The organism is Proteiniclasticum ruminis, from assembly GCF_900115135.1.
GTDB lineage: Bacteria > Bacillota > Clostridia > Clostridiales > Clostridiaceae > Proteiniclasticum > Proteiniclasticum ruminis_A.
In genome coordinates this window covers 145468-162619 of sequence record NZ_FOVK01000002.1, presented here as the reverse complement: position 1 = coordinate 162619, position 17152 = coordinate 145468, and the positions used below count along the sequence as shown (strand labels likewise).

The 17152-nt window shown below is 46.3% G+C and carries 14 protein-coding genes; 3 read left to right on the top strand and 11 right to left on the bottom strand.

Going from position 1 to position 17152, the window contains the following annotated elements:
* Positions 1-2: 2 nt before the first annotated feature.
* The 6 genes from BM243_RS05425 to BM243_RS05400 all read right to left on the bottom strand — a co-directional run bounded on the left by BM243_RS05425 (position 3) and on the right by BM243_RS05400 (position 7016).
* Positions 3-2522 (bottom strand): ABC transporter permease subunit, encoded by a 2520-nt coding sequence (locus BM243_RS05425; RefSeq protein WP_074911185.1) that lies wholly within the window; start codon positions 2520-2522, stop codon positions 3-5.
* Positions 2523-2691: 169 nt separating this feature from the next.
* A complete protein-coding gene (locus BM243_RS05420; protein ID WP_074911183.1) occupies positions 2692-3735 on the bottom strand; it encodes an ABC transporter substrate-binding protein in 1044 nt (347 codons plus the stop codon).
* 54 nt (positions 3736-3789) lie between these two features.
* Positions 3790-4578 (bottom strand): ABC transporter permease, encoded by a 789-nt coding sequence (locus BM243_RS05415; protein ID WP_074911182.1) that lies wholly within the window; start codon positions 4576-4578, stop codon positions 3790-3792.
* On the bottom strand, positions 4572-5408 hold the full coding sequence (locus BM243_RS05410) for an ABC transporter permease (protein WP_074911528.1): 837 nt from the start codon (positions 5406-5408) through the stop codon (positions 4572-4574). Before BM243_RS05410 ends, BM243_RS05415 begins: the two co-directional genes overlap by 7 nt.
* A gap of 2 nt (positions 5409-5410) precedes the next feature.
* Positions 5411-6460, bottom strand: a complete 1050-nt coding sequence (gene potA, locus BM243_RS05405) for a spermidine/putrescine ABC transporter ATP-binding protein (protein ID WP_074911180.1) — start codon at positions 6458-6460, stop codon at positions 5411-5413.
* 16 nt (positions 6461-6476) lie between these two features.
* Positions 6477-7016 carry a cupin domain-containing protein gene (locus BM243_RS05400; protein WP_074911178.1) on the bottom strand — a complete coding sequence of 180 codons (540 nt, stop codon included), beginning with the start codon at positions 7014-7016 and terminating at the stop codon, positions 6477-6479.
* Positions 7017-7378: 362 nt separating this feature from the next.
* Here BM243_RS05400 and ybaK point away from each other — a divergent pair, with 362 nt between their 5' ends.
* Positions 7379-7876 carry a Cys-tRNA(Pro) deacylase gene (gene ybaK, locus BM243_RS05395; protein WP_074911176.1) on the top strand — a complete coding sequence of 166 codons (498 nt, stop codon included), beginning with the start codon at positions 7379-7381 and terminating at the stop codon, positions 7874-7876.
* Positions 7877-7980: 104 nt separating this feature from the next.
* Here ybaK and BM243_RS05390 read toward each other — a convergent pair whose 3' ends face one another.
* Positions 7981-8625: a DsbA family oxidoreductase gene (locus tag BM243_RS05390; protein ID WP_074911175.1), complete on the bottom strand. Its 645-nt coding sequence runs from the start codon at positions 8623-8625 to the stop codon at positions 7981-7983.
* Positions 8626-8814: 189 nt separating this feature from the next.
* On the opposite strand from BM243_RS05390, the gene BM243_RS05385 reads away from it, so the two are divergent.
* Positions 8815-9156 (top strand): PTS sugar transporter subunit IIB, encoded by a 342-nt coding sequence (locus BM243_RS05385; RefSeq protein WP_074911174.1) that lies wholly within the window; start codon positions 8815-8817, stop codon positions 9154-9156.
* Positions 9157-9212: 56 nt separating this feature from the next.
* On the opposite strand, the gene BM243_RS05380 is transcribed toward BM243_RS05385, so the two are convergent.
* From BM243_RS05380 to BM243_RS05365, 4 genes are all read right to left on the bottom strand, one after another.
* The gene (locus BM243_RS05380) at positions 9213-10424 is read right to left on the bottom strand and encodes an O-antigen ligase family protein (protein ID WP_074911172.1); all 1212 of its coding nucleotides are present in this window, start codon (positions 10422-10424) and stop codon (positions 9213-9215) included.
* 98 nt (positions 10425-10522) lie between these two features.
* On the bottom strand, positions 10523-10711 hold the full coding sequence (locus BM243_RS05375) for a ferredoxin (RefSeq protein ID WP_074911170.1): 189 nt from the start codon (positions 10709-10711) through the stop codon (positions 10523-10525).
* 90 nt (positions 10712-10801) lie between these two features.
* A complete protein-coding gene (locus BM243_RS05370; protein WP_074911169.1) occupies positions 10802-11749 on the bottom strand; it encodes a DUF4097 family beta strand repeat-containing protein in 948 nt (315 codons plus the stop codon).
* A 20-nt stretch (positions 11750-11769) separates the two neighbouring features.
* On the bottom strand, positions 11770-12120 hold the full coding sequence (locus tag BM243_RS05365) for a hypothetical protein (protein WP_074911167.1): 351 nt from the start codon (positions 12118-12120) through the stop codon (positions 11770-11772).
* Between the two features lie 197 nt (positions 12121-12317).
* Between BM243_RS05365 and BM243_RS05360 the strand changes: the two genes are divergently transcribed.
* Complete coding sequence (locus BM243_RS05360; RefSeq protein WP_074911166.1) at positions 12318-17147, top strand: nucleotidyl transferase family protein; 4830 nt, start codon at positions 12318-12320, stop codon at positions 17145-17147.
* Positions 17148-17152 lie beyond the last annotated feature (5 nt).

Below are 17152 nucleotides of genomic sequence, written 5' to 3'. Positions count from 1 at the left end.
CGTTACTCCACCCCCAGCCTGAAATATTCTTTGCTGATGAGAAGATCCGTCAGCATGATCCCTGTCCGCTCCATTTTCTTCACATTGACATTCTTCAGCGTATCTTTCTTTGTACCCATGGCATTTCTGTAGGCATTACCTACACCAATGGCGATATGGGCATTGGCTCTGAACTCTAGTATTGAAGGCGAGGTGGTATCCAGGACTCCCCTGCTTTGTAAAGCACCTTCTGTAGGCAGCAGGTTCTGGGTCCTCAGGTAAGGCACCTTTTCCTCTTTCAAGATCTTTTCCATCTGCAGAATGCTTCTAAAGGAATTCTCCTTATCCAGCTGACCGAAATAGGCCACAAGATCCACCACTTTATTTCCTTTGAGACCAGTACCCATGAGCTCCAGGTAGGAATATCCGCCATTGGCAGAAAGTTCCGTACGCCTCATATAATAATTCCCGCTGCCTTTGGTGTAGGCAGATAAAAGTGGATCGATTTCTTTATCAAAGAATAAAAACAGGATGGGTTTCTCGTAGGTTCTGCCTCCCTCCGTTATGGCCCTTGCCAGTTCCAGCGCCATGGCTACAGGAACAGTGCTCTCTACAGAAGATCCGCCATCTTTTTGATACACCCCGTCATAGGGCACCCCAATGATGAGAATCTCTCCCTGGTCTTCCATGCTTCTGCCTTCAGGAAGCAGCCATGCTTCCATGGTTCTTCCAGAATGCTTTGTATAACTTGGGATGGTGTATTCGATGATCACCTTTTGATTTCCCTTAGAAAGCTTCTCGGAAAGCTCCCCAAAGGGCATGATTTTCAGCTGATATCCGCTGTAGGTGTTGGACCTGGCTTCATGACCAGTGACGTTCTGAAATGTCGCTACAGCTTCTATTCCATCAGGGAGACCCCCTCCCTCTACGCCAAACCCGTAGGAAAAAAGCACCGTCTCATCGAGACCGGAGGTCACCACAGGCATCAGGCTCTTGTCTTCCCCCTCATAGCCTTCCTCTTGAATGAAGGTTGTCCCTTCTACCGTGACTTTCTCCCCTGGAAGACGATCCTCCATGGGCAGTGAAAGAATACTGAAATCCTCATGAACCTGATACACTTCCTTCTGTCCCTTCTCATCGGTGACAGTCACAGTGGCCTCTTTCAAAATGAGTGGGGTTCCCTCTGTGAGCACATAGTCCTTCTCCATGCCAGGCAGCACCACCGGCTCTTCCCCTTCGTAATTGTACTCCGTATTTCCCAGAAGCTCCTGTTTCTTATACGCATACCGGAGGGGCAGCTCTTCTATGCTGAACCCCAAGGACTTCATCTGGTCTTTGATATACTCTCCAGCTAGGCGGTGCCCCTCACTGCCGGAGACTCTCCCCTCATACTTTGCCGATGAGAGCTCCTCCAAATGCGCCATGGCTTTTTCCACCTGGAAATCTCCCAGGGGCTGATATCTTGGCAAAAAGAAAAGAAGAAGAGCTGAAGCTACCACAGTGAACTTTAAAACCACAGGTTTCCAGTATTTTTTAAACTGCTTCATCTCAAGAAACAGCACTCTAGGTGAAAGGACATAATAGGCTTTTCTCATATAGCTGACAAACCTGGAGTTTCTTTTCATAAACTCCAGCCGAAGCCCCTCGCCCAAGAGATTCAGTGAAAGCACTGCGAAAGAGAACACCGCCACAGGGAAGACCACCAGCCACCACTGCGCCTCCATTCTCTGCATATCTTTGGTAAGGTTCATGAGCATGGACCCCCATTCCGGCTCCAAGCTCATCTCGTACCCAGAACGGAAGGCCATGGCCTTCACCTCCCGGATGGTGCCCACAAAAATCCCAAGGACCGCCAGCTGGGCAATGAGAAAGAGTCCCTGGGCTGCTTCTTTAAAGAAGGTGCTGATGGCCACAGGCATCACATGGGGAAAGATGTTCTGCCGGATGATCTCTGGCCAGGTTTTTCCAATGGCCACCTGACCTTCGATGAACTCTTCATTCATGATCCGCTTCACCGCATCAGAAATGATCACCGCCGCTTTGGAAAAACCAAGAAGAGCGAGGATCACAGAAAACCATAGGATGGACGTATCCATCTGAAGGCTTCTGAAAAAGTTCAGCCTGAAGATCAGATAGGAGAGAATGAGGATGGGTACGGCACTGAAATAAGTGCTGAAAAAAAGAAGAAGCCTTTGAAAAAACTTCTTGCCCATGCCAGACAAGATCCCCACGGGCAGTGCCAGAAGAAGCCTGAAAAAAGCAATCATGAATCCAAGCTTCAGGGTGTTTCGGGTGCCATATACGAGTCTGGTGTACACATCCCGGCCCGCATCATCGGTGCCCATGAGATTCTCCTTATTGGGGAAAATGGGATGCATGGTGAACACATCTTTCATTTCCCCTTCCACTAGGATTTCCATGTTTTTATGGGGTTCTTCAAACATCGGATCTTTTCCTGTAAAAGTCTCCGGGGAAACATACGCAAACATCAGGATCAAAAAAAGGAGTCCACCGAGGATCAGCGGATAATTGAGCTTTTTCATATCTTCCTCCATTTCATCTATACTGCACATTCATAATTATATGCAGTATACCACTTTATACTATTAAAAAAAAGAACAATGAAATGACAATTCTCCCGATGACTCAAAAGAAAACTCCCCAGGTCTTCCAAACAGTTTTGGAGACCCAGGGAGTTTTCCTATACGATACTTAATTTGCTGAGGTGATCTCTGTCCAGATTCTGTCATAGATGCTGAGAACATCAGAAGGATCTCTGAAGATCTCTGTGTTTTCCAGCACTTCGTCAGAAGGATACGCAATGGGGCTGTTCCTGATTTCTTCAGGGAGCATTTCCACTGCTTCTGTGATCGGAGTAGAGTAGCCGATGTAATCCACATTCTGGATGGCGATGTCCGGTCTTAGCATGAAGTTTATGAACTTCTCTGCGCCGTCTTTGTTTGCGACACTCTTTGGGATCACCATATTGTCAAACCAGATGTTGGTGCCTTCCTCCGGAATGGCGTAGTCCAGGTTCGGATTTTCTTCAATCATATACATGGCATCACCAGACCATACCACCCCCAGGGCTGCATCTTCTGCAATGAGGGCATCCTTGATGTCGTCTCCCAGGTACGCATAGACGATGGATTTCTGCTTGATGAGTTCATCTCTTGCTTCTTCCAGCTCCTTCACGTCTCTTGTGTTCATGGAGTAGCCCAGTCTCAGAAGAGATACCCCGATGGTGTCTCTTTGGCTGTTCAGCATGAGGATATTGTCCTTGTACTTCTCATCCCACAGGATGTTCCAGGAAGTCACAGGATCACTCACCATGGTTTTGTTGTAAAGAATCCCGAAGGTTCCCCACATATAAGGAGCAGAGTATTCATTGCCTGGATCAAAGACAAGATCCATAAAATCCGGATCCACTTTTTCTCTGTTTGGCACATTGTCCCAGTTGATGGTGGTGAGAAGATCTTCCTTGATGGCACGCTCGATGGCGTAGTCGGAGAGGAAAATCACATCATAAGAGCTTCCACCCTGCTTCAGCTTCGTGTAGATGTCCTCGTTGTTTGCATAGGTGTCATAGTTCACCTTGATGCCGGTCTCTTCCTCAAACTGCTCCAGCACATCAAAGTTGATGTAGTCGCCAAAGTTATAGACATTGATGGTTTCCTTCTTCTCACCGCAGGCGGCAAGGGAAAGGACGGATGCGCCCACAAGGGCTGCAGCCAGTAGCTTCTTTATATTTTTCATACATGTTTCCTCCCGTAGTTTTAGAGTTTCGTCACGGCTATAAGCGTCAAATTATTAGTATTCTTCCTGCTCGTCCTCTTTCTTGCTGATTTTATTGATGATGAGAAGCAGCGCGAAAAATCCGATGAGCATGAACGTGGACAGGGCGTTGATCACAGGGTTGATGCCTCTTCTGGCCATGGAGAAGATGAGAATGCTGAGATTCTGAACCCCATGTCCTGTGGTGAAGAAGCTGATGACAAAATCATCCACAGAAAGGGTAAAGGCCAATAGAGCGCCAGTGACGATGCCTGGCATGATCTCCGGAATCACCACTTTTCTTAGTGCATACATGGGTTTCGCCCCCAAGTCCATGGCAGCTTCCGCCAGATGGATGTTCATCTGCTTCAGTTTCGGCAGCACCGCCAGCACCACGTAAGGCGTGCAGAAGGTGATGTGGGAAAGAAGAATGGTGGCAAGACCAAAATCCAGTCCCATGAAACGGTACAGCGCAATGAGAGACACCGCAATGACCACGTCAGGATTTAAGATCGGCAGATAATTAAGGTTCATCACCATCTGCTTGAAAGGCCCTTTCTTGGAAAAATGAATGCCGATGGCGGCAAAGGTGCCAAGAAGGGTAGCGACGATGGTGGTGAGCACCGCAATGATCATGGTATTGGACAGAGCCTTCATGACCTCACGGTTCCTGAAGAGATCCTCATACCACTTCAGGGTAAACCCTGAAAAGACACCTCTTGATTTGGACTCGTTAAAAGAGTACACAATGAGGATGATGATGGGCGCATAGAGAAAGAGGAAAATCAGTGCTGTATAAAGTTTTTTCAGTCCTTTTCCTACCATAGGGCACCCCTTCCTCCTTCCAGGTCTCCGCCGCTCTTATTGGAGATGGCCATGACGATGAGGATGATGATCATCAAAATGATGGACATGGCAGAACCAAAATGCCAGTCTCCGGTATAAATAAACTGCTGCTCGATGACATTACCAATGAGGGTGGTTTTGTTTCCGCCCAAAAGATTGGAAATGATAAATGTGGAGACCGCTGGTGTGAATACCATGGTGAACCCGGTCATGACACCTGGAACAGACAGCGGGAATATCACTCGCTTGAAAATGGTTCTTTTATTGGCACCCAGATCCTCTGCTGCTTCAATAAGCTTCTTGTCCATCTTCACCAGCACGGAATAGATGGGCAGAACCATGAATGGAAGGAAATTATAGACCATACCAAGAATCACCGCGCCATCGTTATAAAGGAGCTCCAGAGACTGGAATCCTAGAAAGTTCAGGAAAGTGTTGATGATGCCGTTTTTACCTAAGATGGTCAGCCAGGCGTAGGTTCTAAGAAGAAAGTTCATCCACATGGGAATGACAAAGAGAAGAATCATATTGTTTCTGGTCTTTGCTTTCTTCTGAGTGGCAATGATATAAGCAATGGGATACCCCAAGAGAAAACAGATGAAGGTGGAGACCACAGAAAGCATCAGAGATCTTCGGAGCACTCCTAGGTAGATGGGATCCAGAAATCTTCTGAAGTTTTCTAAACTTAAGGTGAAGGTTTCATAGTCATTGCTGTTGCCTGTGGTGAACGCAAAATACACCACAAGGAACAGAGGCACCAGGATGAAGATCAGCATCCACAGCACATAGGGAAAGGATACTTTCCGCATTTTCAAGAGTGATCCCCCCTCTTCATGATATGGATGGCATCCGGGAGAATCTTCATGCCGATTTCTTCTCCCACAGGCGCCATGGCAGTGCTCTGAATGAGGTAATGGAATCCTTGGCAGTTCACCACCATCTCATAATGGACACCCTTGAAGGTCACTTCTTCCACGGTTCCCGTGAGCTGTCCATCTTCTTTCTTTGTCATGATGATGTCTTCCGGACGGATGACCACTTCCACAGGTTCCATAGGACCAAAACCACCATCCACGCAAGGGAAGGTGACCCCCTGGAACTCCACTTCCAGATCCTTATGCATGATGCCGTCCACAATGTTGGATTCCCCGATGAACTTTGCCACAAAAGCATTCTTGGGTTCATTATAAATATCTACAGGAGTGCCGATCTGCTGAATGAGACCTTCGTTCATCACCACGATGGTATCGCTCATGGTGAGGGCTTCCTCCTGGTCATGGGTCACATAGATGAACGTGATGCCCACTCTCTTCTGTATATTTTTCAGTTCGATCTGCATTTCTTTGCGAAGCTTTAAATCCAGCGCTCCCAGAGGTTCGTCGAGAAGAAGCACCTTAGGTTCATTTACAAGGGCTCTTGCAATGGCGATTCTCTGCTGCTGTCCGCCAGAAAGTGAATCGATGTCTCTTTTCTCAAAGCCTGACAGGTTCACAAGCTTCAGTACTTCTGTCACTTTCTTCTCGATGACATCTTTGGGAAGCTTTTTGATTTTGAGGCCAAAAGCGATGTTCTCAAAGACATTCAGGTGGGGAAACAGGGCATACTTCTGGAATACGGTGTTCACCGCTCTCTGATAAGGCGGCACTTCAGTGATGTCTTTTCCGCTGAAAAGAACCTTCCCTTCTGTGGGGGTTTCAAAACCCGCGATGATTCTAAGGGTCGTGGTCTTGCCGCATCCCGATGGACCAAGCAGCGTCAGGAACTCATTCTCCCTGATGTAGAGGTTCATATTGTCCAGCACCGTATTTGTGCCAAACCGCTTGGTGATGTTTTTCAGATCAATCATAATATTGCTTGTCATAATTCCTGTCCCCTTTCTAGAATATCGGTGGTGTGCTCACCCAGATTACGGTGGCAGTGGTTTTCCCCTCATTGGAGAGATAATGACTTTTTCCCGGTTTCAGATAAAAGGATTCCCCTTTTTTCACTTTGTGCTTCTCCAGCCCCACGTGAAGAAGGATGCTTCCGTTCATCACATAACCGAACTCTTCCCCTTCGTGTGGGGGTACATCTTTGGTTCGTCCACCGGGTTTGATCTCCACATGGATGGGTTCCATGGCATTTTTCTGAGCATTGGGGATGATCCAGTTGACGATATTCTGAAGTTCCTCGTTTTCTTTCTCAAAGGCGTCTTCCTTGCTGAACACAATCTTCTCATCAGTGGTTTCATTGAAGAAATCCTTGAGATTGGTGCCCAGTCCTTCCAAGATGTCCACCAGGGTTGCAATGGAAGGAGAAGTGAGATCTCTCTCCAGCTGAGAGATGAATCCCTTGGTCAGTTCGCAGCGGTTTGCCAGTTCTTCCTGGGTCAGCGCGTTCTTGATTCTCAGATTTTTAATTTTTTCACCAATCTTCATAACAACCTCCAATGCAGTTTCTTGAAAAGAGATAAAACTAAACTTTTTGTTTAGTCAAGTTAAACTACCTAGACCATTATATAGAAAACTTTTTTCAAAATCAACGAGTTTTCATGAAAAACTCTGCGCAAAATTCAAAAATCTCCACACACTTCAGATACGCCTTGATATGACTCACTTCCGCAGTTGTTAATATTTCTGGAACAGCAGAGATTTTTGTTGGATTTCAGACAAATGTATCAAATAAACATACCCTGAGTTTACAATGACTAAACTAGCGCATCATTTCCAAACAGCAATTTGTCAAAAAATTTCCAGAATGATAAAATACTGTATATCAGTATATTTTGGAGGTTTTTCCCATGAAGAAAGTGAAAACCAATGCCATGCGCCTTCTGGAGGAAGCGGGCATCCCCTATACACTCCATACCTACAATATGAAGCATCCTGTCCTGACTCCTGAACTTCTTGCAAAGGATATTGACCGGGATGTCCATCTCATCTATAAAACCCTGGTGACCACAAGCCACAGTGGTCAGCACTATGTTTTCTGCCTGCCTCTCACGGAAGAGCTGGACTTAAAAAAAGCAGCCAAAGCTTCCGGAGAAAAAAGCGTGGCGCTCATTGACCAGAAAGATCTTTTGAAGCTTACAGGCTATGAGCGTGGCGGTGTAAGCCCTGTGGGTATGAAAAAACAGCTGCCTACCTTCCTCGAAGAAGGCTGTCTTCATCTTCCCTCTATCATTGTGTCTGCCGGTAAACGGGGTTTTCAGGTAGAAGTGGATCCTAAGGGCATCCTTTCTCTCATCACAGCAGAAACGGCAGATCTTCTGGCAGAAACCAAAAGCATCTTCAAATAACGTCATCGTTTCCTACTGGGAGAAAACGCTGAAAGGACATGTGGAATGAAATCTCTTCTTTCCACATGTCCTTTTTTTCTTTATTCTTACTATGAACTATATCTCTAAAGCTCGATGGATTTTTTATCACTTTTTATGCTTTCAAGAATCTGGTGGAAGACGGTCTTTGGCTGGGCACCGCTGACACCATATTTCCCATCCACCACAAAGAACGGTACTCCGGTGATGCCGAGACTGGAAGCCATCGCTCGATCTTCAGCAATATTCTCCTCATACCGGTCACTTTCAAGAACCTCCAGCACCTCTTCCTCTTTCAGTCCAACATTTTCTGTAATCTTCAGCACCTCATCTCTTTCATTCAGGGCGATGCCATCCACAAAATGAGCCCTATAGAACGCTTCCAGAAGTGCACTGTCTTTCCCTGTTTCCTTGGCAAGATAGATCAGGCGGTGAAGATCGTGGGTACTGGCACCGATGGCAGAAAAGATATTCATCGGAAGGTTTTCTCTCTTTGCCATGTCTTCCACACCACTCATACGGTTTTTTGCTTCTTCCTTTGTAAAGCCATACTTCTTTGCCAGAGCTTCCACAGAGTTCATGGACTCGGTTCTGCTGCTGTTAGGATCCAGCTCATAGCTTCGGTGGATGACTTCAATCTCCTCCCTGGCTTCTTCCTGGAACTTGGCAAAAATGTTCTTTCCTATATAACAGAATGGACAGACGATGTCTGCATAAATTTCAACTTTCATGTTCATACCTCCATGGTTTTTCTCTATTATACCCACTAATTAGATTTTACTCAATTATATTTTATGATAGAGCATAAAGTTCCTGTTAAAATTTCATAATATTCCATCATCAGAAGCAATACCTCATAGAAATATGCTACAATTGTCTTATAGAAACTCAATATTTTGAGTACCTTAGGAGGTTTTTTGATGATCAATATCGTTCTTTTCTGTTCCACCGGTCTCTCCACCACTCTTCTGGTGAAGAAAATGGAGCAAGCAGCAAAAAAGAAAGACCTGATGATCCAGGTGGCATCCTATCCTGAATCTGCTATGAAAAAGTACATCAAAGAGGCGGATGTGGTGCTGGTAGGCCCGCAGGTACGCCATGCTCTTCTGGAGATCAAAGAGGTGTGCGATGCGCACAAGGTACCTCTGGAAGCCATCTCCACCAGAGACTACGGAAGCATGGACGGGGAAAAGATCCTCTCACAGGCACTGCGTCTTTTCAGTCTCCATCATCCAGTGGAGGTTTCTGAAGATCTTCAGTGAACCAAAAGACCTCTGGGAAAAAAGCAGCTGCTTTCTTCCCAGAGGTCTTTTCTTTTTTACACTTTCTGAATGCCTTTCCATTTGGCATCTCCATGAAGAATCCCCATCAAGATGGCAATGGCATAAACAATCCTTCCACTCATAAGATAGCTGTCCATGAGCCCCACATAAAGAAGCACCGCCATGGACACAAACACACCCACATAGAGGACCTTCAGCTGAGGCTGTGCCTTATAGCTTTTTGTATAGTTATGGATCCCTCTCATCTTGAAATAAAGAATCACTGCACCTAGAAACAGTCCAAGAAGCCCCAGCTCCAGGATCACCTGAAGCACTGCATTATAAGGCTTGTTCACCTGATCCAGGTTCAGAAGCTCTGGTCTTCCTGCCATGAAGCGTCCCAAGGTATAGTCAATGGTATGAAACCCTCTGCCCAAAAAGATGGATTTCGCATTGGCCTTCAGAATCTCCAGATAAAAGGAAAACCTTCCCATCTCCTTCGACAGAAGAAAAAAGCTCCAATGTCTTCTGGTGAAAAGTGGAATCAAGGCAAAAAAGATGCCCGCAGGGACCAGTGCAATGAGGAACCGGACAGAGTACAGAAGAGACAAAAGAAGAAGTCCAAGGAACACCCCGACAATGGCAATGCGTGACCCTGTCATAAAAATGGAGATGAGAGAAACGCCCACCACAAAAAGGTAAAACCGTGACTCTTTGTTCTTGTCTTTAAAAATATAAAGGGTCAACGCAGGGAAAAGAGCCAGAAGCATGAAATACGCAAGAATCGGTCCATTCTCCATGAAGGAGGTATTGGTCTGAGGATCAAAAGGAATCCCCCGGACAATCTCGTCATAGACCACCTGGCCCACATGATAAAACCCCACAAGGAAAGCGGAGAAGAAATAGGCTCGTGTCAGCGGCACCACATGGTTTGGGCGGTTGATCTCATACTTCAGCACAAAAAACACAATAAATGCGGATAAGTAAAGAAGAATTCCAGAGAGTGTGTCTTCTGGGCTCTCAGAATAGATCAAGGAGACCATCTGAAGCACAAGGAACAAGAACGTGGAAAGACCATAGGCCAGCTTCGTATGCCGTCTGCTTCTTCGGATCTTGTCAAAAACATCTCGATTCTTATATAAATACGCAAGAAAATATCCTCCTAGCGCAATGCCTAGATAAGGAAGATACTCTATGGGAATCAGCGGGTAAAGGACAATGACAGCAAGAACAGCCTTAAAAAGCTGGCCCCGCTCAAATAGCTCCATAATAAACCTCCAGCAGTTCTAAATGACAATTATATATCTATCATACACGATTTCTGCGCATAACAAAAGAGACCTTTCGGTCTCTTTTATATTCACAATTATTCTACTGTGATAGCAGCTACTGGACAGCTTTCTACAGCTTCCTGAGCTAAATCCTCTTCACCTGCTGGAACTTCGTCCACGATAGCGTAAGCCTTTCCATCGTCATTCATATCGAACATTGATGGTGCAACACTTGGGCAAACTCCACAACCGATGCAAAGATCCTGATCTACTGATGGCTTCATATACAACACCCCTTTTATACTTTATAACCTAATTATAATTAAGATTATCACAAAGTCTATGAACAAATTGTAAACTTTTTGTACAACTTGTTAGTATTTAATACGTACAGCTCCGGAAACCGTTGACACATCTACTGTTGGTGAATTGTTAATATTTCTCTTCAAAGATCGGGTGCTCTGGTTTATTCCTTCACGATTCTCCACCGTCAGGCTTCCACTGACGCTTTCCAGGTCATAACTAAGATCCTCCAGCCCTATAAAGTCCAGTTCCACAGATCCGGAGATGGTCTCCACTTCCACTTCTTTCGTGCTGTCCAGAAACTTCAAACTGACACTGCCAGATACACTCTCCACATCCGCGCTGCTTCTTATTCCTGTGGCAGTGATTTTCCCGGATATGCTGTTTCCGGAAAGACGTCCAATGTCTCCATAGCTGATGAACTGCCCGGATACCACATCAAAGTCCACATCCTCTATGGTACCGCTCTCTACAATAAGATCTCCTGAAATATTCTCCAGTGACACCTTTTTCAGATTCAGTCCATCCACAAGGATGTCCCCAGACACATTGGAAACATCAAGGTCCCCCTGATATCCCACAGGCACTTCCAGGGAAAGGGAGATGTCATACCGGTTGAAAAAATTCAGGTTGATGTTTCCCATCCCCTTGTAAAGAGAAATCTTGAGGCTGTCCTTTTCTTCTGTGATCTCCAGGTAGCGGTTGAGATAATTCTCAGGCACCTTTCCTTCCACCAGAAGTTTTATTTCGTCCCCCTCATAGGCTTTGATCTTTACATCTCCGATGGGTACTGAAATCTCGATGTTTCTTTTATCCTCATAGGAAAAGCTCTGCTCTTCCCGCACTTCTTTCGTTTCACCAAGATTGACGTTGATGTCTCCACGCTCCAGGAGCTTGTTTATGGTTTCAGCCAGTTCACCGGTACCCACACCGGACTCATAGACGATATAGGCACCAATGCCGATGGAAACAGATGCAATGATCAGTGTGGCTACCACCACTTTTTTAAATCCGCTCATGATAAAATCCTCCAATTTCTTTATGGAAGCAGTCTTCTCAGAAGCATCAGGGCCGTCTTAAAGACCCACCGGACAATCCTGAAAAAGAGTGCTGTAAACAGTACAAAGATCGAAAGCATGGCAATGCCAAAGAAAAACAGGGCCAAAAGTGGGATCCCGAGGCCCAGGGAAGACGGAAACACAATCATCAGTATGGGGGAAGCCAAAAGAAAGAGAGCCCCCACCAGTAGGACAATGAGAAATCCTGCGAGTCCCACTACTACTGACACTAAAATGCCAAGAGCGGTGGGTCCGATGAAAATAACAAGCAGAATCAGAAGAATCAGCTTCGCTAAAGGTCCTCTGTCATTGCCTCTATAGTTTTGTCCCATGGTCTCCCTCCTTTCCTTTTCTTAAACTATACCTGTCCTGAATTAAAGACAAATTAAAAATCCATCCTCGGCACATCTTCTTTTCGTAAGACTCTCCCAGCTTTCTCCAGAGCAGTTGGAAGGAATGTAAAGGTTTTGTAGAGTATTTCCTTCAAATCATCTATAATTTTAGATAGAAACAATGGGGGGAGAATTTTATGCAAGCAACGGCAAAAACAGTACTCTACGAGATGAAAAAAGCGCTGACACTTTCCAGCTTTCAAAAGAAAGTGACGTATTTGAAGAAAGACCTTCTTCTCTTTTTAGAAGACAAGAAGTTCATCACAGGACTCCAGAAGCTTCTAGCAAAAAAAGACTATCATGGGGGGGCCCTTCTGACGCTGTTGAAGGAAACCTTTCATACGGATAGTACTGTATCAGTGGATTTATCTGCCGTCTATGACTATATGGTAGTACTGGTGGATGAGGATGCCAGAGAAAGGTCCTTCACCAAGGAGGAAGAGAACTTCATTCAGCTGTATATCGCTCTTTATGAGGCGCTTCTTAAGTTTGAAGCTCAGGACCATCCGGAGGAGTTCTATCTGAAACACAGCTTTCAGTTCCTCACAAAAAAAGAGCTGGAGGTACTGGAAGATGATGAGTACAGACGCTTTATGAAAGCGTTCAAAGAGGACCACATCTACGCCCTCATGAAGCTCTCCAGAGACCTCTATGGGTTCAACACCCTGGACCATGTGGCGGGAGTCCATGAGGTGGGCATGTTCATTGGAAGGCAGCTGAAAAACCTGGGCCTTCCCCTGGATCTGGGACGCGTTTCTGGTGCTCTTGCCGGTCATGACATCGGCAAGTACGGGGTGAAACTCTCCGAGATGAGAAGAGTTCCGTATCTTCATTACTACTACTCGGATCTCTGGTTTAAGAAACATGGCATTGACTACATCCGTAACATCGCCGTCAATCACAGCACCTGGGATCTGGAGCTTGAAAACCTCTCTTTGGAGGCTCTTATTCTCATCTACTCGGACTTCCGGGTAAAAAACAAAAACACAGACGGCGTGGAGACCATGCACATCTATCCACTGGATGAATCCTTCCATGTGATTCTTGAAAAGCTGGACAATGTGGATGATGCCAAGAAAAGACGCTATGAAAGGGTCTACGCAAAGCTTCAGGATTTTGAAAAGTACCTCACAGGCCTTGGGGTGGAAGTGGCTCTGGGAAGCCGAGAGGAAAACAGAAAAATCATCGACCAGAAAAAAGCCATCCGGGTTCTGAAAAAACCGGCCATCTGCTTTGGAGACGAAATAGTGGGCAGGCTGAAATACCATGCCATTGATCACAATATTAAGGTGATGCACCTTCTGAGAAACGAGTTCAGTATGGACACACTGCTGGAGGAAGCCCGTTCTTTAAGAGACTGGCGGGACCTTCGGGAGTATATCAGAATTCTGGAAGAGTACTCCACCTATCTCACCCAAGGTCAGAAGCTTCAGGTGGTGAGCTTTCTTCTGGAGTGTCTCATCCATCCGGAAGACGACATCCGTTTCCACAGTGCGGAGCTCCTTGGCAGCATCATGGGACTTTATGATGAGGACTACAGAAAGGAGATTCCTCTAGAGGAAGTGGCACCCTCTTCTAAAGTGTCAGGACTTCGCCTTCTTCAGGAAACCTTGAAAAAAATCCTTTATCCAGGACATAAGGTCATCGACAGCCATAAGATGCAGCTGGGCTACGCCTTTGCCAGCGTAGCCAGGACCCTCTTCAAAAACCTTCCTGAAACAAGAATTCCGGATTATACCAAAGTGGTGTCTGGTTTTTATGAAGAGGTGAATCCTAAAAAAGAAACCAGCATCTTCCTCACAGAAGCCATCCGGTACATCCCTTTCCCTCTGGAAATGAAGGAAGCTTTTTTCCGGACCATCCTCTCGGGAAACCTGGTGGGACGTCTCAGTGTTCTTGAACTTCTCAGTGCCAGCCTCACAGAGGAAACCTACAGTGAGGAGTTCACCAGCGAGCTGAAGGACCGGATCCGTAAAGTCACAAAACGGACGGATCTTACTGAAACCTTTCTTTATATGAAGCTGGCTGGACAGCTCACCATGGAGAAGGAACGGGCGCAGCTTTCAGAAAACCTCAAATCCCGGAAGAAAGAGCGGGAGGAGGTTTTCTTGTCAAACCTTAAAACAGCCACCCACTGGATCGTGAAGAGAAACAGCATCAAACTTCTTTCTTTCTATACCCTGGATGGAGATCTCATCTCCCCCATCAACACCGCACTGCACCTTTGCAACCTCCTGAAGGTTTCAGCCATGGAATCCGTTCGAAGGACCGCTGGGTCCTCCCTTCTGAATCTCATGAGAGAGCTTTCCTCCTACGAGCGCAATGAAGTGGCGGTGGAGCTTCTGCGAGCTCTGGAGATTGAAGGACACCGCTTTACCGAATACATCCCAAAACCTCTGGGCAAGGTGCTTTTGTTTCTGGAGCTGAAAGAATTTGATGAGATCATCGATGATCTTCTGATCAAAGTGAAAACTGCAAATCCTTCGGTAAAGACGCTGGTCATCAAAACTCTGGGCACCACATTAGAGTCTTTCATCCAGTTTGGCATGCGTAAAGTGAAACTCACAGAAGAAGAAAAGGTGGAAAGAATCAAAAACATGCTGAGCGTTCTTCTCTACGGTATGGCAGATTATGAGGATCTTACAGTAAGAGCCGCCTTCACCACCATCGGCAAGGTCCTCTTCGCTTCAGAGGTTCTGACCTTGGAAAGCAAGAAAGAGGTCTTCCTCTTCATCCATAAGAAACTTATTACGCTCCTGACCAACGAAGAGAACAATCTTCTTTTCCTCTGTCAGAGTGTAGGCCTCAACAACATCTACCGATTCATGAACGATTATCTCCATGAAGAAGGAGCTTTCCATCATCAGAAGCCTCAGCGCTATGCTTTTTTCCCAGGCACCTTTGATCCCTTTACCCTCTCCCACCTGTCCATTGCAAAGCTCATCCGGGATGAGGGCTATGAAGTGTATCTGGCCATTGATGAGTTCTCCTGGTCCAAAAAGACCCTTCCGAACAATGTCCGGAGAAGAATCCTTGAAATGAGTACGGCAGGAGAGCTGGGACTATATCTGTTCCCGGAGGATCTGCCCATCAACATCGCCAATGAGGAGGACATCAAAAGCCTGAAGGACATCTTCGGCGACGAGATCTACATGGTCTGCGGCTCTGATGTGGTTATGAATGCCTCCAGCTATAAGAAAGAACGCACCAAGAACAGCATCCATCGTATGAACCATCTGGTCTTTGATCGCACCAGAGTCCGCGGGGCAAGAAAGACCATCGAAGGACTGGTGGACCATGTGGTGTTCATGGATCTTCCAAAAGATCTGAAAGAAGTGAGCTCCACCAAAATCAGAACCAACATCGATGAGAACCGGGATATCTCAACGCTCATCGATCCCATGGCTCAGAACTATATTTACCTCAACGGCTTTTACCAGAAGGCGCCTGTGGAGAAATCCATGGTGAGTCTTACGTTCCTGGAGAAAAAAATCTATAGAGATCTGGAACCAGATCTCATCCACTGCGTAGAAGTGCTCTTTCCCGGCACGAAGAACCAGATGCTGAAAATGCTTCAGGAACTCTTCCAAAAGCCTTCCGGCAGGGTCCTGACCCTCACAGACCGGACGGAGAACGCGCCCATTGGTCTTAGCATTTTCCATTGGGCACGAAGTGAGCATCTAATGGAAGAGCTGAAGTCCCAGGAGTTTGCGGATAAGGTCAGAACGCTGAACCTTGGCAGAATCATGGTGCTGGATGGCCTTTATGTGAAGGCGCCAGACAAATTAAGGAACTATCACCAGATTCTACTCACTGAGACTTTATCCTTCGGCGTTTCCAGAGACTACGAGTGTGCCCTTTTCATGACCAAGAACAAATCATTAAAGGATGACCGCTTCCTGTCTCTTCTAAAGCTGTATAACTTTAAGACCCTCGATGAGCAGGAGACAGTCTATTACACCGACATGAGCACTCCACTGGCCCTGAATCTTGATATGGAAAACATCCTGAAGGATCCTTTTAGAAACAACCAGCGGGTGAAAAATGTCATCCAGGAGACCAGAGAGCGTCTTATGAGAGCCATTGGGGAGCTCTATCCAGGAAACCTCATTCTGCCCTTTGAGCCTCTTATGCTGCAGCAGGGCATCATCGGCCTTGTGCTCCAAGAGAATGGCGTTTCCATGGAGGAGTCTAAGCCCAAGGTCCTGGGACCTCATATGTGTGTTCCGTACGGGGATGTGCTGGACAGGTCTGTGGTGCCCAATACGGTGACCAAAGCTCTCCATACAGAAAAATACTTCAACAGCGATATGAAAGGCTTCAGCATCAAAGAAGTGCCCTTTTATCTCAGCTTAGAGAACCAGGTGAAAACCCTGGCTTCCTTCAAGCGGCCTGTAATTTTAGTGGACACCATCCTTCATAAGGGCTACCGGATGAATGCGCTCAGCCCCCTCTTTAAGACCCATGGTCTTGAAGTACGGAAAATCATCACCGGCATTGTTTCTGCAAAGGGCCTCGACCGGATGTCTTCCAAGGAATACGCAGTGGATGGGGTCTACTATATCCCACGGCTGAAAGCCTGGTTCAATGAGAAGGATCTTTATCCCTTCATGGGGGGAGACGCCCTCTGGAGAGGAAGCTTCCCCAAACGAAACCTCATCGACTCCATCAATCTCATCCTACCCTACACCACTCCGGTGTTCATCATGGATGCAGGAGCAAGGAATGTGTATACACTCTCCAGAATCTCACTGGAGAATGCACTCAAGGTGCTCAAGGTCATTGAGGAGGAGTTCCATAAGGTTTATGAGAGAAAGCTGACCCTATCTTCCTTAGGCCAGGTATTCACCATGCCAAGGGTACCAGACAAGGGGAAGGATGTTTCCTATGATCTTTACAAAGCTCCCTCCCATTACCTGGAGTTTGATCTGGAGGAGCTGAAGCGTCTGGAAAGACTGATACTATAAGGAGT